Source organism: Pseudomonas costantinii, assembly GCF_001870435.1.
Classification (GTDB): domain Bacteria; phylum Pseudomonadota; class Gammaproteobacteria; order Pseudomonadales; family Pseudomonadaceae; genus Aquipseudomonas; species Aquipseudomonas costantinii.
Map to the genome: position 1 here is coordinate 35,345 of NZ_MDDR01000052.1, position 19,444 is coordinate 54,788.

The 19,444-nt window shown below is 61.0% G+C and carries 16 protein-coding genes; 11 read left to right on the plus strand and 5 right to left on the minus strand.

Annotated features, from left to right (window positions below; genetic code table 11):
• Window positions 1-27 precede the first annotated feature (27 nt).
• From BFL40_RS27100 to BFL40_RS27125, 6 genes are all read left to right on the plus strand, one after another.
• Window positions 28-1,197 (plus strand): aldo/keto reductase, encoded by a 1,170-nt coding sequence (locus BFL40_RS27100; protein ID WP_071486814.1) that lies wholly within the window; start codon window positions 28-30, stop codon window positions 1,195-1,197.
• A gap of 359 nt (window positions 1,198-1,556) precedes the next feature.
• Window positions 1,557-3,989: a TonB-dependent receptor plug domain-containing protein gene (locus tag BFL40_RS27105; protein WP_071486815.1), complete on the plus strand. Its 2,433-nt coding sequence runs from the start codon at window positions 1,557-1,559 to the stop codon at window positions 3,987-3,989.
• Between the two features lie 62 nt (window positions 3,990-4,051).
• Window positions 4,052-5,665: an ABC transporter substrate-binding protein gene (locus BFL40_RS27110; protein ID WP_071486816.1), complete on the plus strand. Its 1,614-nt coding sequence runs from the start codon at window positions 4,052-4,054 to the stop codon at window positions 5,663-5,665.
• Entirely contained in the window at window positions 5,662-6,612 is a 951-nt protein-coding gene (locus tag BFL40_RS27115; RefSeq protein ID WP_071486817.1) for an ABC transporter permease, read from the plus strand. Before BFL40_RS27110 ends, BFL40_RS27115 begins: the two co-directional genes overlap by 4 nt.
• 3 nt (window positions 6,613-6,615) lie before the next feature.
• On the plus strand, window positions 6,616-7,521 hold the full coding sequence (locus tag BFL40_RS27120; protein WP_174555588.1) for an ABC transporter permease: 906 nt from the start codon (window positions 6,616-6,618) through the stop codon (window positions 7,519-7,521).
• Window positions 7,518-9,149 (plus strand): dipeptide ABC transporter ATP-binding protein, encoded by a 1,632-nt coding sequence (locus BFL40_RS27125; RefSeq protein ID WP_071486818.1) that lies wholly within the window; start codon window positions 7,518-7,520, stop codon window positions 9,147-9,149. Before BFL40_RS27120 ends, BFL40_RS27125 begins: the two co-directional genes overlap by 4 nt.
• Window positions 9,150-9,191: 42 nt before the next feature.
• Here the strand turns inward: BFL40_RS27125 and BFL40_RS27130 are convergent, their stop codons facing one another.
• Complete coding sequence (locus tag BFL40_RS27130) at window positions 9,192-9,710, minus strand: SgcJ/EcaC family oxidoreductase (protein WP_071486819.1); 519 nt, start codon at window positions 9,708-9,710, stop codon at window positions 9,192-9,194.
• A gap of 174 nt (window positions 9,711-9,884) precedes the next feature.
• On the opposite strand from BFL40_RS27130, the gene BFL40_RS27135 reads away from it, so the two are divergent.
• Genes BFL40_RS27135 through BFL40_RS27150 form a run of 4 tightly spaced genes read left to right on the plus strand, consistent with a single transcriptional unit; the run spans window position 9,885 to window position 14,507 of the window.
• Window positions 9,885-11,069 (plus strand): sensor histidine kinase, encoded by a 1,185-nt coding sequence (locus BFL40_RS27135; RefSeq protein WP_071486820.1) that lies wholly within the window; start codon window positions 9,885-9,887, stop codon window positions 11,067-11,069.
• Window positions 11,066-11,719: a response regulator gene (locus tag BFL40_RS27140; protein WP_071486821.1), complete on the plus strand. Its 654-nt coding sequence runs from the start codon at window positions 11,066-11,068 to the stop codon at window positions 11,717-11,719. The genes BFL40_RS27135 and BFL40_RS27140 overlap by 4 nt, the downstream gene beginning before the upstream one ends.
• Entirely contained in the window at window positions 11,716-14,043 is a 2,328-nt protein-coding gene (locus BFL40_RS27145; RefSeq protein ID WP_071486822.1) for an ATP-binding protein, read from the plus strand. The genes BFL40_RS27140 and BFL40_RS27145 overlap by 4 nt, the downstream gene beginning before the upstream one ends.
• Window positions 14,040-14,507: a response regulator gene (locus tag BFL40_RS27150; RefSeq protein ID WP_071486823.1), complete on the plus strand. Its 468-nt coding sequence runs from the start codon at window positions 14,040-14,042 to the stop codon at window positions 14,505-14,507. Before BFL40_RS27145 ends, BFL40_RS27150 begins: the two co-directional genes overlap by 4 nt.
• 29 nt (window positions 14,508-14,536) lie before the next feature.
• Here BFL40_RS27150 and BFL40_RS27155 read toward each other — a convergent pair whose 3' ends face one another.
• Both BFL40_RS27155 and BFL40_RS27160 read right to left on the minus strand, forming a co-directional pair.
• Window positions 14,537-15,505: an ABC transporter substrate-binding protein gene (locus tag BFL40_RS27155; protein ID WP_071486919.1), complete on the minus strand. Its 969-nt coding sequence runs from the start codon at window positions 15,503-15,505 to the stop codon at window positions 14,537-14,539.
• A gap of 100 nt (window positions 15,506-15,605) precedes the next feature.
• A complete protein-coding gene (locus tag BFL40_RS27160; protein WP_071486824.1) occupies window positions 15,606-16,418 on the minus strand; it encodes a phytanoyl-CoA dioxygenase family protein in 813 nt (270 codons plus the stop codon).
• A gap of 106 nt (window positions 16,419-16,524) precedes the next feature.
• On the opposite strand from BFL40_RS27160, the gene BFL40_RS27165 reads away from it, so the two are divergent.
• The gene (locus tag BFL40_RS27165; RefSeq protein WP_071486825.1) at window positions 16,525-17,439 is read left to right on the plus strand and encodes a LysR family transcriptional regulator; all 915 of its coding nucleotides are present in this window, start codon (window positions 16,525-16,527) and stop codon (window positions 17,437-17,439) included.
• 29 nt (window positions 17,440-17,468) lie between these two features.
• On the opposite strand, the gene BFL40_RS27170 is transcribed toward BFL40_RS27165, so the two are convergent.
• Both BFL40_RS27170 and BFL40_RS27175 read right to left on the minus strand, forming a co-directional pair.
• A complete protein-coding gene (locus BFL40_RS27170) occupies window positions 17,469-18,467 on the minus strand; it encodes an NADP-dependent oxidoreductase (RefSeq protein WP_071486826.1) in 999 nt (332 codons plus the stop codon).
• A 113-nt stretch (window positions 18,468-18,580) separates the two neighbouring features.
• The gene (locus BFL40_RS27175; RefSeq protein WP_071486827.1) at window positions 18,581-19,366 is read right to left on the minus strand and encodes an SDR family NAD(P)-dependent oxidoreductase; all 786 of its coding nucleotides are present in this window, start codon (window positions 19,364-19,366) and stop codon (window positions 18,581-18,583) included.
• Window positions 19,367-19,444: the final 78 nt, after the last annotated feature.

A 19,444-nucleotide genomic window follows, 5' to 3' on the forward strand; every position in this document is an offset into this window, starting at 1 on the left:
TTTTGCTCAATTAAAGGACTATTGGGAATGACAGAGCCCACCACTCAGGCTATCAGCCGTCGCGGCTTGCTCGCTGCCGCCGCAAGCGTGGCTGTGGCACCCGCATTGGCAAGCACAGCGTCTTTTGCCCTCGTCGCGACACCAGACGTCACGGCACCCAACAGAGCCCAACCGCCTGCTCAGGCTCTTGGGCGCCGACGGCTGGGATCGCTGGAGGTTTCGAGCGTAGGGCTTGGTGTACAGAACATGAGTCGAACGTATCAGACGACCATTCCCAGTCGGCCAGAGATGCTCAATATCATCCATGCGGCGTTCGATCATGGCGTGACCCTTTTCGACGCCGCTGAAGCTTATGGCCCGCTCGAAGTGGAGCGGATCCTCGGCGAAGGTGTCGCGCCTTTTCGAGACCACGTGGTGATCGCCACAAAATTCGGCTGGAACATTGACCCCGAGACGGGGATACGTAGCCCCGGTCTCAACAGCCGTCCGGAGCACATCAAGCAGGCCGTCGAGGCCATGCTCAAGCGTCTCAGAACAGACCGTATCGACCTGCTGTACCAGCATCGCGTCGATCCTCAGGTCCCCATTGAGGACGTAGCCGGTGCAGTCGATGAATTGATTGCACAAGGTAAAGTGCTCCACTGGGGGCTGAGTGAAATGGGGCTTGAAACGCTTCGTCGAGCCCATGCCACCAGCCCGCTGACCGCAGTACAAAGCGAATACTCGATGCTGTGGCGTGGCCCTGAGCAAGGTGTGCTTTCTACATGCGAAGAGCTTGGGATCGGGTTCGTACCCTGGAGCCCGCTGGGTGTTGGGTTCCTCACCGGAGCTATTGACGCTAAAACCCGCTTTGCAGACGGGGATATCAGAAAACTTGAAAGCCGGTTCGCCGAAGAAAACCTACCCCTTAACTTGAAACTCGTCACCTTGCTGAAGACCTGGGCAGCGCGCAAACAAGCGACGTCGGCACAGATTGCACTGGCCTGGCTGATGGCGCAGAAACCATGGATCGTCCCTATCCCCGGAACAACGCAAATGCCTCATATGCTCGAGAACATTGCGGCAGCCTCAGTTCAACTGACATCGCAAGAGCTGAACGAGCTGAATAACGCTATCTCAGGAATCAAGATCCAGGGCGCCCGATTGCCAGATACGGTTCTGGCCTACTCAGGCGTTGAGGCCCCCTTCAAGCACTGAATTGACAGAGGTCTTCGCTTCACTCAAGGACGGCTCCCAATGCGTGACGTTGTATGTCGTTGAGCGTCGTTATTGCGGGCAGTCCGTGCTCTGCTGCCTGATATCGCAATCGCTCCTGAGTCCGACCGTTCACGGGCTGGAAGCCAACATAATAAAAATAGATGATCTTAAAATAATAAAAAATAACAATATCTAATAATTAGCTTATTCCAAAAAAGACTTTCACTCAGGTTTTTTATAGGAATATCTTCACATCACAGCGAGCCAGTGCCGGGCCGACCTGACTAATTCCCCTACCCCGCTTTCGAAGCTGCACCCGCACCAAGGGCCAGTGCCAGACTTTATGGATTACTGCTGACATGCCCGATATCGCATTCCCCACACCGGTCAAAAAGTTTCACCTGTCACTGTTGACCAGTTCTCTGCTGCTGGCAGCAGCGCCCTCCTTCGCCGAAAACGCAACGGATGACACCAAACTCGGCACCGTGACCGTGATCTCCACCGGCCTGCGGGGTCAGGAACGCACTGTGGCCGATAGCCCGGCCCCGATTGATGTGATCAACAGCGAACAGTTGCTCAAGACCGGACGGGCCGAGTTGTCCGAGGCGATTGCCAAACTGCTGCCCTCGTTCAACTTCGGCACCAACATTGCCGGCTACAACTCGGTGACGCGCCCGCTCAGCAACCGCAGCCTGGGCCCTGCGTACACCCTGGTGCTGGTCAACGGCAAGCGCCGACACAACGGCGCAACCGGCCAGCGCGGTTCCATCGACAACAGCGGTGCGAATGCCGTGGACATCGACCTGATCCCGGTCAGCGCGGTGGACCATATCGAAGTGCTCAAAGACAGTGCCGCCGCCCAGTACGGTTCCGATGCAGTGGCGGGTGTGATCAACATCATCCTCAAGTCCGGGAAGAGTGGCGGACACTTGGAAACCAGTTACGGCCAGTTGTATTCGGGCCAGGGTGAAACCATCAAGGTGGCCGGTGACCAGGGTTTCACGTTTGGCGAAAGCGGTTTTTTCCACTTCTCCGCCGACGCGCGCAAACGCGGGAACGCCTCCTGGAACGACAAGGCCGACAGCAGCGTGCGGGCGTTTCAAGACCCGGCCAGGCAAGCGGCCTGGGACCGGGTGGCGATCAAGAACGGTGACCCCGACCTCAAAGCGTTCAACCTCGCCTACAACGCCGATCTGCCTTTGGAAGACCTGACACTGTACTCGTTCTCCACCTATGGCGAACGCGATGCCGAAGCCGCCAACTACTTCCGCCTGCCGACCGGTACGGCCGCTGTGCCCGAGGTATTCCCCAACGGCTACTTCCCGCTGAACAACATCAAGGACCGGGATTACCAGTTCCTGTTCGGCGGCAAGGGCCAGGTGGCCGACTGGAACTGGGACCTCAGCACCACCTATGGGCGCAACAACGTCCACCACTCCAGCGACCTCAATATCAACCCGTCGCTGGGCACTGCGTCACCGACCAAGTTCGACAACCTGGCGACCTTTCGCTTTGAGCAATGGGTGAACAACCTGGACTTCACCCGCCGCTACGACAGCCTGTTCAACCTGACCTCGCCAGTCCAGGTGTCGGCAGGCCTGGAGCATCGTTGGGAGCATTTCAGTACCTTCGCCGGTGAGCCTGCGGCCTATATCACCGGCACATACCCGGCCGCTTCGGGCGCGCAGGCCGCGGTGACGATTCGCCCGGAAGATGAAGTCAGCCTGATCCGGAATAACTACGCGGGCTATCTGGACCTGGGTTTTGATCTGACTGAGCGTTGGTTTCTCGACCTCGCCGGCCGAATCGAACACTACGACGATGACTCCGGCAACACCTTCGGCCTGAAACTCAATTCGCGCTACGAACTGACCGATACCGTGGCCGTTCGCGGCACCGTCGGCACCGGTTTCCGTGCGCCGTCCCTGACGCAAATCGGCTACACCGTGGCTGACAACCGAGTGGCCATCGATGCCAACGGCAACGTGGTACCGGCGGTCACCCGCCTGACCCCATCGGGCAGCAACCTGGCCAAGGCCCTCGGTGGCGATGACCTCAAACCTGAAAAATCGCGCAATCTGGGGCTGGGATTGACCTGGCAACCGGCGCCACGCACCAGCATCACCGCCGACGCCTACCTGATCGACATTGATGATCGCATTGCCCTGACCAGCAACCTCTATGACCGGGGCAACGGTGTCATCAACTCGATCCTCGCCGCCCAAGGCGTGCCCACCGGCACTTGGGTCAACTACTACACCAACGCGTTTGACACCCGCACCCGTGGCCTGGATGTGGTCGCCGATCACACCACGCCACTGGACGCCTGGGGCGACGTGCGCTGGAGCCTGGGCTTTAACTGGAACAAGACCACCATCGAAGGCAGCCGCGACACGCCGGCCGCGCTGGCCAATTCCGGCGTGACCCTGGTGGGCCGTGACCGCGAGGGCGACCTCACCGACGCCTCGCCCAAGACCAAATGGATCCTGGGCGCCAACTGGAAGGTCGAGGACCTGGCGGTCAATCTGCAAACCAGCCGCTACGGCTCGGTCAAGACCCTGGCGGTCAACCCCAGCGGCGACCGCAGCTTCGGCGCCAAATGGATCACCGACCTGGACGTGAGCTACACCTTCGTCGACCACCTGACCGTCAGCGTCGGCGGCACCAACATCTTCGACGTGCGCCCCGACAAGCATGCCGTCTACAGCAGCCTGGGCCTGGCGGCCTATGGCAACCCGCCGTTCTACCCCGGCGGCGGCTACTGGTACACCAAGCTCGCCTACGACTTCTGATCAATACCTTGCATGCACCCGAATCGCCACACGAGGGCACCCCATTGAATACCTCCAACTTGATGCGCCGTCTGCTGGCCCCTTGCGCCCTGGCTCTAGCCCTTGCCGGCTGCTCACCGTCGGGTGATCAGGCCCAGGCCAACAAAACCTTGAACATCGCCTTCTTCGGCGACAACACCATCCTGGTCAGCGTCGATCCGTTCCAGGTCTACTGGCTCGAACACCGGGTACTGCTGCGCAACATCGCCGAGTCCCTCACCGACCAGGACCCCGAGACCGGCAAGATCATTCCCTGGCTGGCCAAAAGCTGGGAAGTCAGTGACGACGCGCTGACCTACACCTTTCACCTGCGCGATAACGTGACCTTCAGCAACGGCGAGCGCTTCGATGCCAAGGCGGTGAAAACCGCTTTCGACAGCGACAAGGCGCTGGCTACGCAGTTGCCGGCGACCTTCGGCGCCACGTACCTGGCGGGTTACGACCGCGCCGAAGTGGTCGACGATTTCACCGTCAAGCTGGTGCTGTCCAAGCCCAACGCGGGCTTTTTGCAGGCCACTTCCACCACTAACCTGGCGATCCTCGCGCCCGCCTCCTACGCGCTGACCGTCAAGGAACGCTCGCTGGGCAAGATCATCGGCACCGGGCCTTTTGTACTGGCCAGCTACACCCCGGAAGTTGGCGCGCACCTGACCAAACGCAAGGGTTACGCCTGGGCCTCGGCCAATATGAAAAACCAGGGTGAAGCCCACCTGGACGCGATCGACATCAGCTACATCCCCGAAGAGAGCGTGCGCAACGGCCTGTTCCTGCAAGGCAAGACCGACATCCTGTGGCCACGCAACCCGTTCTCGGAAGTTGACCTGAAGCTGTTCGAGTCCAAGGGCGCGACCATCCAGAGTCGCTCACTGCCGGGCCCGGCGCTGAACCTGTACCCCAACACCCGTGGCGAACGCATTCTGGCCGATCAGCAAGTGCGCCTGGCGGTGCAGAAATCCATCGACCGCAAAAGCTACGCCAGCACCGTCTACAACGCCGAATTCCCGGTGGTGGACGGCATCTTCGATGTGACCACGCCCTACTTCAAGAGCCAGGGCACCAAGCTGGCCTATGACCCGGCGGGCGCCGAGCAACTTTTGGACAGCGCCGGCTGGGCCAAAGGCGCGGACGGTTACCGACAGAAAAACGGCAAGCGCCTGAGCCTGAGCTACAACATCAGCCCGGCTGAAACCGCTGGTGACGTATTGATCCAGGATCAACTGCGCAAGGTCGGTATCGAGTTGAAACTCAGCGTTGTGACACGCGCCGAATGGGTCGCCAACAACTCCGCAGGCAACTATGACCTGACGATCAGCTACATGACCCGCGCCGACCCGATCATCCTGCAAACCATCCTCGATCCGCGTACCGCCAACAGCTCGACCGTGGCCACCAACCTCTACTCCCCGTCTGCGCTGGAAAAAGCCAAGGGCTTGTTCGACGCCGGCATCACTGCAACCCAAAGCCAGCAACGCGCAACCGCTTACGGCGACCTGCAAGACTTGCTGATCGATGAGAGCTCGGCCTTCCCGGTGTATGAGCGCGTTTGGCAAGCAGCCACTGCGCCCAAAGTGAAAAACTTCCGCTGGACCGCCGAGGGCTTCGCGCTGCTGGGTGATATCGAGATCGGCACGCCATGAGCCGCTACCTGATCGGCCGTGTCGGCCAGGCCCTTCTGGTGCTATGGGGGGCCTATAGCATCACCTACTTCATCCTTTACCTGCTGCCGGGTGACACGCTGTCGATCATGCTCAGCGCCTCGGGCATGGAAGCCGATTCCCTGTCGGTGGCAGACCTGGCCAAGGCGCGGGCGTATTACGGCCTGGACAAGGGGGTGTTCGAGCAATATTTCGACCTGCTGCTGGGGGCGCTGCACGGTGACTTCGGGCAATCACTGTCGCTCAATCGCCCAGTGGCCGAGTTGCTTGCCGAGCGTTTGCCACAAACGCTGTCCCTGGCGGGTTTAGCCATTGTGCTGTCGCTGCTCGGCGGCATCGGCCTGGCCTACCTGACCGCCTACATACGCTGGCAACCCTTGAAGAAGGCACTGGCGCGTTTACCGTCGCTGGGTTTCTCGGTGCCGGTGTTCTGGATGGGCCTGCTGCTGATCCAGGTGTTCGCCTTTGGCCTGGGCTGGTTTCCGGCAACCGGCAGCCGTGGTTTTGAAAGCCTGGTCTTGCCGGCGATCACCTTGGCGATTCCCAGCGCGGCGGTGTACGCCCAGGTCCTGCAACGCAGTTTCCAGGGGGTGTGGCAAGAGTCCTATATCGTCACCGCCTACGCCAAGGGCCTGAGCCGTGGCCAGGTACAGGCGCGCCATGGGTTCAAGAACGCCGCCTTGCCAATCCTTACGCTGATCGGCCTGCAGGTGGGCAATACGGTGTCCGGTGCGGTGCTGGTGGAGACCATCTTTGCCCGCTCCGGCATCGGTCGCCTGGCCCAGGAAGCGGTGCTACGCCAGGACATCCCCGTGGTGCTGGCCATCGTCGCAGTCTCGGCCGCCGCGTTTGTACTGGTGAACTTGTTGGTCGACCTGCTCTACCCCTGGTTCGACCCTCGCATCTCCCACACGCCAAAGGTGTCCTAGACCATGACGATCCTTCAGCAGAATCTTGGCCGCAAAGCGACTCCCGCCAACCTCAGCGAACCCCTCTGGCACCGCCGCAGCCGCCTGCAACGCGTGACGACGGCGGTACTGCCGCTGTTGCGTCGGCCGGGTTTCAGCCTCGCGCTGCTGATCGTAGTGTTCGCATTGGTCGCAGCGGTAGCGCCGCACCTGCTCAGCAACTTCGACCCTTATGCCACCTCACCCGTCGACAAACTCAGCGCGCCCAACCTGACTCACTGGTTTGGCACCGATGAACTGGGCCGCGACCTGTATACCCGCGTGGTGTACGGCTCCAGCCTGTCGGTGCTGGCGGCGTCCCTCGCGGTGGGTATCGCCCTGCTGGGCGGGTTGGGGCTGGGCATCCTGTCCGGCTTTGCCGGTGGCCGTATCGATGCGGTCATCATGCGTTTTGTCGATGTACTGCTGGCCCTGCCCGGCCTGCTGCTGGCCCTGGCAATCGTCACCGCCATCGGCTTTGGCACCGTACCGGTGGCGATTGCCGTGGGAATCGGCATCATTCCGGGGTTCGCCCGCACCACCCGCGCCGAAGTGCTGCGGGTCAAAACCCTGCCGTACGTCGAGGCCGCCCGCCTCGGCGGTGCGAGCTGGGGCCGCACCTTGCTGCGGCACATCCTGCCTAACGCATGGGGCCCGGTGGCGGTGCTGGCGACGCTGGATTTCGGTGCCGCAATTCTCGCCACGGCCGGTCTCAGTTTTCTCGGTTTCGGCGCCGCACCACCGGCGGCGGAATGGGGCACCTTGATCGCCAACGGCCGGCACTTTTTGATCACCGCCCCTTGGGTTTCCCTGCTGCCCGGCCTGTTCCTGGTTGCCGTGGTGTTCAGCCTTAACCATATCGCCCGCACGTTCGAGGAGATCCAGCGATGAGCGCCCACAATCTGTTGATCGATGTTCGCCAACTCAGCGTCAGCTACCGTTCCGGCGGGCAGATCAATCAAGCGGTTCGAACACTGTCGCTTTCAATCGCTCAGGGCGAGACCGTAGCGATTGTCGGTGAGTCCGGCTCGGGCAAGTCGACCCTGGCCAACGCGATCCTGGGCCTGTTGCCCGAGAATGCGCAGATCAGCGACGGTGAATTGTGGGTGGACGGCAGCGACCTGACCCACGCCAGCGAGCGCCAAAAACGCAGCTTGCGCGGCCGCACCGTCGGCCTGGTGCCCCAGGACCCGATGGTCAGCCTCAACCCGACCCTGCGCATCGGCCAGCAAATCGCCGAAGCGCTGGTGCTGGCCAAGGGCAAACGCTCCCCCGGCGTCGACGCGGACATTCTCGAGCTGCTGCAACAAGTCGGCATCGACAAACCGGTACTGCGCGCGCGTCAGTACCCCCACGAACTCTCCGGCGGCATGCGTCAACGCGTGTTGATCGCCATCGCCCTGGCCGGCAACCCGCGCCTGATCATCGCCGACGAACCCACCAGCGCACTCGACGTCACGGTGCAGCGCAAGATCCTCGACCATCTGCAACGCCTGGTGAGTGAACGTGGGATTTCGCTGTTGATCATCACGCATGACCTGGGCGTGGCCACCGACCGCGCCGACCGGATTTTGGTGATGCAACAAGGTGAAGTGGTCGAACAAGGGCCGCCACGGCAAATTCTCATTGCGCCAAAACACGACTACACCCGAGCGCTGATCGCCGCCGCCCCCGCCTTCGCCAAGCGCCGTGATCCCTTGATCAGTATTGCCCACGCGTGCAATCCGATCTTGAGCTTGAAAAACGTAGGCAAAACGTTCGCCTTGCCCAAGGTCAAGGGCGAGGACAGCACCTTCGTCGCGCTGGAGAATCTCAGCCTGGAGGTGTACCCCGGCCAAACCCTGGCCATCGTCGGTGAGTCCGGTTCGGGCAAGAGCACTGCGCTGCGCATCGCCCTGGGCTTGGAAAAACCAACCCAAGGCCAGGTCTGGTTCGAGCAACAGGACGTCACACACCTGAGCTGGCGCGACTTCCGCCCGCTGCGCCAACGCCTGCAACTGGTGCAACAAAACCCGTTCGCTGCCCTCGACCCGCGCTTCAGCGTCTTCGACAGCATTGTCGAACCGCTGGTGTCGTTCGGGTTGCTCAAAGGACCCGCCCTGGAGCAAGCCGCGCGGGAGTTGATCAGTCGGGTACACCTGCCGGTGAGTTTTCTGGATCGCCTGCCCCGCGAACTCTCCGGCGGCCAGTGCCAGCGCGTCGCTATCGCCCGCGCCCTGGCCTTGAAACCCGACCTGCTGCTGCTCGACGAGCCGGTCAGCGCCCTCGACGTGTCCGTGCAGGCGCACATCCTCGACCTGCTTGAAGAGCTGCAACGGGAGATGGGAATAGCGTATGTGCTGGTTTCCCACGACCTGTCGGTGGTGGCCAACTTTGCCCATGAGGTGCTGGTATTGCGCCATGGCAAGGTGGTTGAACACGGTTCGGTGGAGCGAATCTTTAACCAGCCGGCCAGCGATTACACCCGCGAACTGATTGCCGCCATCCCTGGCCGGCAAGCCACGGCAAACGCCGCCTGAGGTTGACTCCGCCCAGCAGTCACGCGCCAGGCGATCAAGCCCTTACTGCTTGGCGTGTTTCACCTGTGCCTCCGGCATCGCCGAAGAGTGATGGTTAAGAATCTTCCATTGGCCATCGACCTGCTCGTAGACAAAGGTGTAGCGCGCCTGCACCTGGCGGACCTTGCCGGTCGCCTCGGTCAGGGTAAAGGTGTAGACCCCGCTGTCCATCGCCACATTACTGCCCAGTTGGCGGATCTCACGGTAGTTGATCTGACCGACCGGCTTGAGTGCCAGGAAGTGATCAAAGTAATCCTTGATCTGATCCGGTGTGGTGCGCACCTGGTTGGAGACCGTGGGCTGCAACACCGCATCCGGTGCATACAAATCAACCACCGTTTTTGCGTTACCCGTCTGCAATGCACTGTTCCAACGGTCAAACAAACCGGCAATCTCTCGGTCCTTCAGGTTCGTCGGCGCTTGGGCTGCGTCGAGGTAAACATACGGCTGCGTCTCTACTGCGTGAACAAACGGGGCGCTCAAGGCGAACATCAAGGCAATCGACGCGGTGCTGAATTTCATCGTGATACTCCAGTGGTGGTCCGTGAGCACACTTTGCCAACCCACCGACCACCCCACATCGGCCAACCGGGGCCTTTTGTCTATGCCATTTGGCAGATGGCGCCTGCCACGGTTAACGCGGTTTAATAACCGCCCCTGCGCCCGCGGCGCCTGTGCCTGGACCGGAGCCGACGTATGCCAACCCCACCCCACCCACCCGGTAGCGCCTTGGCTGCCCGTGCTCACTACCGACAATCCGAAAGTCGCACGGCGCGCTTGCGGCTGTTGGTGGATACCGGGCAGGAGTTGACTCAACTGTCGCCCGGCGCCATGCGCGAACGCGTGCTGACGCGGGCATGCGCCTTCCTCGCGATGGACCATGGGCTGATCCAGGAGTGGGACGCCGAGGGCAACGTACACACCACCGCCCGCCACGGTAGCCAGGAGCGGCTGAGCAGCCTGGTCACCCTCGCCGACCGCAGCCTGCGCGCACCTTACTGGCAGGCGCTGCCGGGAGGCGCCCTGCCCAGCGTGCTGCAAGTGCCCTTGCGCAGCGGCGACGGCAAAGCCTTTGGCAGCCTGATTCTGGCCAATAGCGTCAGCCTGCGGGCACCGGACAATGAAGACAGCGAATCCCTGCAATTGCTCGCCACGCTGCTGGCCGCGCACCTGGAGAACGAACGGCTGCTGACCACTCTCAAGGCGCGCGATCGCACGCTGTCGGAGCTGGTCGATCGGCTCCTGCGCGCCCAGGAAGACGAGCGCAAACGCGTGGCCTACGACCTGCACGACGGCCTCGCACAGACCCTCGCCGGCGTGCATCAGCGCCTGCAAGGGTTCGCCGGCCGCTGCCCGACACTGCCGGGCACGCTGGACGCGGACTTACAGGCGATTCTGGCGTTGGCCCAGCACTCGGTGGGTGAAGGCCGGCAACTGATCGCAGGCCTGCGCCCGACGGTGCTGGATGATTTCGGCTTATCCAAGGCCCTCGACAAAGAGGCAGACCGCCTGCGTGAATCCGCCGTCAGCGTGCAGTGGAGCGCACGCTACGATGGGCGCTTGCCCAGCCAGGTAGAAATCGCGCTGTTCAGGATCGGCCAGGAAGCGATCAACAATATCCTCAAGCATGCGCAGGCCAGCCATGTGCAACTGGCCCTGGAACTGCACGACGACCAGGCTTCGCTGCGGGTAAGCGACAACGGTAAAGGCTTTGCCCTCGACCAACAGCTCGACACCCAGGACGCTCAGCATCTGGGCCTCGCCACCATGCATGAACGCGCCAGCCTGCTCGGTGGCCAGCTCAGTTGCGTCAGCGCAATCGACTGCGGCACCCAACTGCACGCCCGCGTACCTGCCTCTCTGAATGGAACACGCCAATGACTCCCGTATTACGTCTGGTACTGGCCGACGATCATGAAGTCACGCGCACCGGGTTCGTCGCGTTGCTGGCAGGTCATCCGCAATTCGAAGTGGTCGGCCAGGCGAGTGATGGCCAGCAAGCCGTGGAACTGTGCGAACACCTGCTGCCCGACATCGTCATCCTCGACATTCGCATGCCGGTGCTCAATGGCCTGGGGGCCGCCCGCCTGCTGCAACAACGCCTGCCGGAACTTAAAGTGGTGATTTTCACCATGGACGACAGCGTCGATCACCTGGAAGCTGCGATGAATGCGGGTGCTGTGGGCTACTTGCTCAAAGACGCCAGCCGCGATGAAGTGATAGGTGCGTTGCAACGGGTCGCCGCCGGTGAAGAAGCGCTCAACAGTGCGGTCAGCGCGCGCTTGCTGCGACGCATGACCGAGCGCAACGCCGCGGGTGCCACACCGATGGAAAACCTCACCCCACGCGAGCGCCAGGTGCTCGGGCTGGTGGCGAACGGTATGAGTAACCGCGCGATAGGTGAACACTTGGGGATTACCACCGGCACCGCCAAAGCCCATGTTGAACGGGTTATCGGCAAACTCGGCGCGGCCGATCGCACCCAGGCAGCCGTGCGTGGTATCGCGCTGGGCCTGGTGACGCAGGCATGAGGGTGTTTTACGCCAGGCGTTGGGCCGACCTGCCGCTACGGGGCAAGGCACTGGTGGTCATTTCGCTGCCACTGGTGGTGCTGCTGTTGTCGCTGGTGCTGATCTACACCACCGAACGCCAGACCGCCCGCGCGGAAGAGGACGTGCGCCGGGTATTACGGGTGCAAGGCGACATCCGGGCCGTGCACACGCTGCTGGCCGAAGCGGCCGCCAGCGTGCGCGGCTACCTGCTGACCCGCCGTGAAGATTTCCTGCCGGCTTATCTCAACGCCAAGCCGCAGATCGAATCAGCCCTGCGCCGACTCGATAGCAACGTTCGCGATCAACGGGTACGCGAACAGCTCTCGGCGATCACGCCGCTGATCAACAGCAAAATCGATGGCCTGGAGGAGATGCTCGACGATCCGACGACAAGCCCTGCGTCGATTACCAGCATTCTGGTCAGCAACAAACACATCCTTGATGCGTTGCGTCAGCACATCAGTACCATGCTCACCCTTGAGGATTCGCTGCTCGCCGAGCGCACAGTGGCTGCGGCCGAAACGCGCAAGCGCCTGTTACTGTCGACCTGGCTGGCAGCCATCTGCGGGCTGTTTGGGGCAATCGTCGCGGTGCTGTTTCTGTCCAAGGGCATCGTCGCCCGGGTCCAGCAAGTCCAAGGCAACGCGCAACGCCTGGCCCTCGGTCAACCCCTGCAGCCACAACCGCCCGAAAACGATGAGATTGGCCAGTTGGGCACGCGGCTGGTGGAGGCTGGGTTACTGCTCGCCGAACGCGAGCGTGCGTTGCGCGAGAATGAAGAACGCTTGCGGTTGATCATCGATGGGGTGAAGGACTACGGGATCTTCGCCCTCGACACGGCGGGCTACGTCACCAGTTGGAACGCCGGTGCCGAGCGGATCAAGGGCTACACCGAGCAGGAAATCATCGGCCAGCATTTTTCAGTGTTCTACCTGCCACAGGAATGCCCGCAACACCCGACCCTGGCGCTGGACGAAGCCACTCGCAATGGGCACTACATGGAAGAAGGCTGGCGCTGCCGCCAGGATGGCACGCGTTTCTGGGCCAGCGTGGTGATCACTGCGCAGTTCGACGCGACGGGCGCCTTGCGTGGCTTCTCGAAGATCACGCGCGACATTACCGACCGTCGCGCAGCAGAAATAGCGCTGGGCACCGCTCGCGAGGAAGCCGAGCGCGCCAGCCGGGCGAAAAGCGAGTTTCTCTCACGCATGAGTCACGAACTGCGCACACCGCTCAACTCGATCCTGGGCTTTGCGCAACTGCTGGACATGGACTCGGCCGCAGGCCAAAAGGCGCAGGTCGGGCACATCCTGCGCGCCGGCCAACACCTGCTGACGCTGATCAATGAAGTATTGGATATTGCCAAGATCGAGGCGGGAAGCCTGCCGTTGAACATCGAAGCGATTCCCTTGGCGGGCTCACTGCAAGAAGCCCTGGCGTTGGTGTCTCCCATGGCCGCCGACGCGGGCATCCAGTTGCAGCCGCTGCCAACGCTGGCGGCAGATGTTGGCATCGTTGCCGATCGACAACGCCTGACCCAAGTGCTGCTCAACCTGCTGTCCAACGCCATCAAATACAACCAGCTGCGGGGCCAGGTGAGCATCGAGGTCACGCTTGAAGGCCAGCGCATCGGCGTGTCCGTCTGCGATACCGGAAAGGGCATCACGGCAGATAAAATCGAGCGCCTGTTCAAGCCGTTCGAGCGACTAGGGGCCGACCCGAATGTGGAAGGCAGCGGCCTGGGCCTGGCGCTGAGCAAGAGCTTGCTGGAAAAGATGGACGGCACTCTAACGGTGCAAAGCCAACATGGCATCGGCTCACGCTTTACCCTGGAACTACCGTTCGTGCGCGTGCAGGAGCCCCACAGCCCTGCCGTTACCGCCATCGACACCCCGTCGACGCGCCCAACCCTCGAGGGAACGGCGCCCCAGGGAAAGATGCTGTATATCGAAGACAATCTCTCCAGCCTCGCACTGATTGAAACCTTGCTGCACCGCAGGCCAGGGATAAAACTGCTCTCAAGCATGCAAGGCCAACTGGGCTTGGACCTCGCTGCGCAACATGCGCCACAGCTGATTCTGCTGGATGTGTCACTGCCGGACATCGACGGGTTGAATGTACTGCGTCGCTTACGTCGGTCTGCGATCTCCCGGGACACACCGGTGTTGATGATTACCGCCGACGCCAGCGACCTCACCCGCCAGGCCTTGCACGACGCAGGCGCGACGGCCGTACTGAACAAGCCGATCAACGTGCCGGCGTTTCTCGCCCACCTCGACCAGTACTTTCCGGAGGCTGTGTGAACCTCGACCTGCGTATTCTGATCATCGACGATCAACGCCCGAATCTTGACCTGGTGGAGCAACTGCTGGCGCGCGAGGGGCTGACGAACGTGCTGAGCAGCACTCAGCCGTTGCGCACCCTGGAGCTGTTCAACAGCTTCGAGCCAGACCTGGTGATTCTCGACCTGCACATGCCGGAGCTCGACGGCTTTGCGGTGTTGGAACAACTCAACCGGCGCATCCCCACCGGTGAATACCTGCCGATTCTCGTGCTGACCGCCGACGCCACCCGCGACACCCGACTGCGCGCCCTGGCGTTGGGTGCCAGGGACTTCATCAGCAAACCCCTGGACGCACTGGAAACCATGCTGCGGGTGTGGAACCTGCTGGAAACCCGAGTGCTGTATAAAACCTTACGGACCTTGGTGCCGGCTGATCAGATCGATTTGCTGCAACGGCGCAGTGCAACGGCTACGCGGGATTGAGCCCAGGCATCCTTGCCTTGGGGCGATCCCTACAGCGTCGCGTCGATTTTTTTGGCTGCCGCCTCACTGACCCAGCCGTGCCAGATTTCCGGATGTTGTTTAAAAAAGATCTTCGCCAACTTTGGGGAATCGATGTGTTCCTTGGTCATCCGGGCCAGGTTCTGGTTCAGCAGGTCAATCGGGAGGTTGACCTTTTCCAGCACGGCAACCAGTTCGGGCGCCTGCTCATGGAACGCTTTGGATAAGCCGACCTGGATACTGATCTTCTTGTCCACGCCCGGTTTCTCCTCCAGCTTGACCAAGTCGACTTGCCCCATCAAAGGCGTCGGCGTCCAGTAGTAGAACAAGATCGGTTCCGCACGCTTGTAACTCGACAACACCGCCGCATCCAAAGCCGGGCCGGTACCCGGTCGAAAGTTGGTGTAGCTCGCTTCAAGACCGTAGCTTTTCAGCATTTCGGTGTTCTCCAGTTCGCACGTCCAGCCTGCCGGGCAGTTGTAGAAGCGCCCCTTGCCAGGTTCTTCCGGGTCCCTGAACAACTCGGCGTACTGAGGGAGATCAGCAATATTTTTAAGGCCTGGCGCCTTGGCTTTGATCGCGCGTTTGGCATCCCCCTCCACCAGATAACGCGGCACGTACCAGCCCTCCGTCGCGCCAATGATCGGTGCACCGACACCCACCACCTTCCCGCTGGCGGCCGCCTTGTTCCAGACCTCACTGCGCCCCACCCACTCTTCGGCCAGCACCTGGATGTCGTTACTGCTTAACGCGCTCTCCATGGTGATCGAGTTACCGGGCAAGGTGTCGATCGTGCAGCCATAGCCCTCTTTGAGAAGGGTCTGCAACACATCGGTGAGCAACATCCCGCTTTCCCAATTCAACCCGGCGAACTTCACCGGCTTGCCTGAATCACACCACCCGGCAGCCTGGGTCGCGGCACTGCCCACCAACAGCCCAAGGGGAAGCAGCCAAGTCATCACGTTGTTTTTCATCTTCATCATCGATGCACCTATGCAGTGAAAGGGTCAGATCAGGGATGGGCAGATGTCAGCGAAATACGCTCTGAAAGGTAAGGCCTCAGCGACGAAACACGTCGCTTCAGGGCGTTGTATGTATTGTTGGGAACCAGTCCTCACGCAGCCGCTGGCCCGTTTGCATTGCATGTCCCGGGTAAGGCGGTGAGGTACGCCCCGGACGCTCGAGGTAGCGCACATCATCACCAACCCAACGCAGCGACAGCACCCGCCGACGCTGCGCGGAGCCGTTGCCTCTGGCGCCATGCACCGTTCGGAAATCGAACAGCACGGCATCACCGGGCTGCATTTCCCATTCCAGTACCGGCATGCCCTCCTCCGCATCCGGATCGGGGGCGTCTCGGTAATCGTCAGCGCCTTGGTAAAAATCGCTTTGATCGGCCCAGCGCACCGGCCTTATGCCTTTATCCCAACGATGGGAGCCAGGAAGCAGTCTGAGGGTTGACTCGCGCACCGGGTCGACGGGAATCCAGAAGCTCACGGACTGGTTTCCCTCAACAAAGTAATACGGGATGTCTTGATGCCAGGGTGTGGCCTTTTGTGCGCCGGGCTCCTTCACCAAGACATGGTCATGGAAAAACTGCGCCGTGCGCGAGCGCATCACTTGCGCCGCGATCGAGGCCGCGGGCGACTGCTCGATCATTGCGCGAAACTCGGGGATTCGTTGCCAGTTGCAATAGTCATCGAAAAAACCGCCTGACCGGTCACCTTGCTCGACGTAGCGGCTCGCGTACACGCCAGGCTCCGCAAGGTTGCGCTCTATGCCCGCAGCGATCTGTCCTGTCCACTCGCTGAAGATGCCTCTGAGGCACACCGCGCCATCGCGCTGAAAGGCGTCGATGTCTTTTTGGTCAACGGTGTATGAGCTGTGTGTCATGGCCTGATACTCCCTATAACAAGATGAAGGTTGCGCAGGACAAATATTCCATGACGGCCAAATAAGATAAAATAATAAGTCTTGATTTATCACCCACGAAAATCTTATGAACTTTACCCTGCGACAATTGCGCTACGCACTCGCGGCAGCCAAGCACGGCAACCTCACCTTGGCAGCCGAGGAGTTGCACGTTTCCCAACCTTCAATCTCCACGGCGATCACCGAGTTGGAAGGCCTCTACGGGCAACCGCTGTTTGTTCGCCAGCGTGGTTTGGGTGTTTCCTTAACCCCGTTTGGCCGAACCGTCATGGCCCAGGCAAAACGTGTGCTCGCCGAAGCGCGGAAGTTCTCGGATATCGGCCGTGAACCCGGCGACTTTGCGGGAGACCTGGTGCTGGGGTGCTATGCGGATATTGCGCCCTATTGCCTGCCGCAAATTCTCAGGCGCCTACAGCAAGTCTCCCCCCGGGTCACCGTGGACATGCGTGAAGGCGGGTTCGAGTACTTGGGAAAACGCCTCAGCGAAGGCACGCTGGAGCTAGCCTTGACTTACGATTTGGGCTTGCCGGAAAACATGCAGCGCGTTGAACTCTGCCAACTGACCGCCCACGCCCTGCTGGCAGCGGATCATCCATTGGCTAATGAATCACAGGTCGATATGGCCGCGCTCAGTGCCTATAACTTGGTGGTGATGGATCAAATTCACAGCTGGCAGCACATCCTGGATCTGTTCAATGCTTTTGGCCTTCAACCCAGCAGCGTACAGCCCACGCACAGCTTTGAATTTCAACGCAGCCTCGTCGCCAATGGTTTTGGCGTCGCACTGACCTACACCCGACCGTTCGGCGATCACAGCTACGATGGCCAGCCCTTGGTGTGCCGCCCTATCAAGCAGTCGCTCCCCGTTCAACGCATTGTCCTGGCGTACGACCAGCGTTATCCGTTGACACCGCCAGCCGAAGCATTCAAAGCACAAGCGTTGGCGTGGTTCTCTGAGCGGCGTCCATTTAGTCTATTTTGAACCCGCAATGAGCCTGCGGACATGGCCCATTACTGGATCACATTGACGACAACCTTCCCTTTCGACCGCCCCGTTTCAACATAAGCCAAGGCCTCTGCCGTAGCCTCAAACGCAAAGGTGCGGTCCACCACCGGTTTAATCGCACCGGACTCAACGAGTGCCGCGAGTTCACACAGTTGCGATCCACTTGCGCGCATGAAAACAAACGAATAGTGGATGCCGCGTTTGCGTGCCTTGCTGCGGATGCTGTAGCTCAACAGGCGCAGAACCTGCTTCAACCCCCACGACAGCCCTTGCGTTTGAGCAAACTGCGGCGTCGGTGGGCCGGAGATAGAAATGAGATGGCCGCCAGGTTTGAGGACCTTCAGGGATTTCGCGAGTACATCCGGGCCGAGGCTGTTCAGGACCACATCGTAGTCCTGCAACACGTTTTCGAAGGCCTGCTTCGTGTAATCGATGACCAGATCCGCGCCTAACGCTTTGACCCAATCGACATTGCGGGTGCTCGTGGTGGTGGCCACGAACGCACCCAGGTGTTTTGCAAGCTGGATGGCAAGCGTTCCAACGCCACCTGAGCCGGCATGAATCAGCACTTTCTGGCCTTTTTTCAGCTTGGCGGTCTCCACCAATACCTGCCACGCCGTCAAACCGACCAATGGAAGAGAAGCGGCTTGCGCCATGTTGAGGTTGCTGGGCTTGAGCGCCAGCGCCTGCTCCTCCACACAAATCAGTTCGGCAAACGTGCCGATATGCTTCTCATCAGGGCGCGCGTACACCTCGTCACCCGGCTTGAAACACCGAACGCCAGGCCCGACCTTGACCACAACGCCCGCCAAGTCATTACCCAGGATCAGTGGAAAACGATAGGGCAGGATCAACTTGAACTCGCCTTTTCTGATCTTGGAATCCAGCACGTTGATGCTGGCGGCGTGCACTTGGACCAAGACCTCGTTATCCCGGACTTGAGGGTCCGGTAAATGACCGAGTCGGCCGTTGTCCGTGTAGCGCTCGATGAAAAATGCCTTCATGGGTCAGCTCTTTGCAGGATTGCGTTAGCGAGACGCGGGAGGACACGCCTCAAGGAAGGATAGCGCCTTGAGCACAAAGTCAGCGTGGTGCTGAAAAGTCCCGCCGGGGCTGTTCATTGGGGGCGATACCGTTCTGCCGCATGCGCCTGGCGCAGTTCGGAGAGCAAACCCTGGCGCGCAGACTGGAGAGTGTCCCAGCGGGAGGCGTCATGCAAAGGTGGGATGGTCACAAGCTCACGACGATCGAAACCAACCAGCGCCGCATCCACCAGCTCGCCCACTTCCATGACCTCAGGCAAGGTGTTGATGTCGATGCCCGAGCGCTCCCAGATTTCGGTGCGGGTTGCGGCGGGCAGCACCGCCTGCACGTAAACGCCGCTTGGGGACAGCTCCAGACTCAGGCCTTGGGACAAGAACTGCACGAACGCTTTAGTAGCCCCATAGAGGGTCATCCCGAGTTCCGGCGCAAGGCCCACCACTGAACCGATGTTCACGATCGCGCCCTCACCCGCCTGCGCGAACCGGGGAGCCACCGCACGCGCAAGCCGGGTCAGCGAGGTGACGTTAAGCGCGATCAGTTGCTCAATGCTCTCAGGGGTTTGCGCAACAAAGTTGCCTGACTGGGCCGCACCGGCGTTGTTGATCAGCACGCCGATTTGGTGGTCGTCCCGCAGACGCGTTTCGACCGTCACCAGGTCGGCGTGCTGCGTCAGATCGGCCAGCAGAACGTCTACGGCCACCTTGTGTTGTTGGCGCAAGCGGGCCGCCAGCGTCTCCAGGCGAGCCTTGTCGCGGGCGACCAGTACCAGGTCGTGACCGCGTTGGGCAAAGCGCTCGGCATAAGTGGCACCAATGCCGGAGGACGCGCCAGTGATAAGAACAGAGGTAGAAGTCGTCATGGTTTTACTCGCTTGTAGAAGGAAGGGTCAGGTCCGCGTGATTTCGCAGTGATTCAGGGCGGGCAAAACTATGATGAT

Bases quoted from the DNA above. Each gene is read 5' to 3' on its own strand.
- BFL40_RS27100 (WP_071486814.1), top strand. From the start codon at position 28: ATGACAGAGCCCACCACTCAGGCTATCAGCCGTCGCGGCTTGCTCGCT.
- BFL40_RS27105 (WP_071486815.1), top strand. From the start codon at position 1,557: ATGCCCGATATCGCATTCCCCACACCGGTCAAAAAGTTTCACCTGTCA.
- BFL40_RS27110 (WP_071486816.1), top strand. From the start codon at position 4,052: ATGCGCCGTCTGCTGGCCCCTTGCGCCCTGGCTCTAGCCCTTGCCGGC.
- BFL40_RS27115 (WP_071486817.1), top strand. From the start codon at position 5,662: ATGAGCCGCTACCTGATCGGCCGTGTCGGCCAGGCCCTTCTGGTGCTA.
- BFL40_RS27120 (WP_174555588.1), top strand. From the start codon at position 6,616: ATGACGATCCTTCAGCAGAATCTTGGCCGCAAAGCGACTCCCGCCAAC.
- BFL40_RS27125 (WP_071486818.1), top strand. From the start codon at position 7,518: ATGAGCGCCCACAATCTGTTGATCGATGTTCGCCAACTCAGCGTCAGC.
- BFL40_RS27130 (WP_071486819.1), bottom strand. From the start codon at position 9,710: ATGAAATTCAGCACCGCGTCGATTGCCTTGATGTTCGCCTTGAGCGCC.
- BFL40_RS27135 (WP_071486820.1), top strand. From the start codon at position 9,885: ATGCCAACCCCACCCCACCCACCCGGTAGCGCCTTGGCTGCCCGTGCT.
- BFL40_RS27140 (WP_071486821.1), top strand. From the start codon at position 11,066: ATGACTCCCGTATTACGTCTGGTACTGGCCGACGATCATGAAGTCACG.
- BFL40_RS27145 (WP_071486822.1), top strand. From the start codon at position 11,716: ATGAGGGTGTTTTACGCCAGGCGTTGGGCCGACCTGCCGCTACGGGGC.
- BFL40_RS27155 (WP_071486919.1), bottom strand. From the start codon at position 15,505: ATGAAGATGAAAAACAACGTGATGACTTGGCTGCTTCCCCTTGGGCTG.
- BFL40_RS27160 (WP_071486824.1), bottom strand. From the start codon at position 16,418: ATGACACACAGCTCATACACCGTTGACCAAAAAGACATCGACGCCTTT.
- BFL40_RS27165 (WP_071486825.1), top strand. From the start codon at position 16,525: ATGAACTTTACCCTGCGACAATTGCGCTACGCACTCGCGGCAGCCAAG.
- BFL40_RS27170 (WP_071486826.1), bottom strand. From the start codon at position 18,467: ATGAAGGCATTTTTCATCGAGCGCTACACGGACAACGGCCGACTCGGT.
- BFL40_RS27175 (WP_071486827.1), bottom strand. From the start codon at position 19,366: ATGACGACTTCTACCTCTGTTCTTATCACTGGCGCGTCCTCCGGCATT.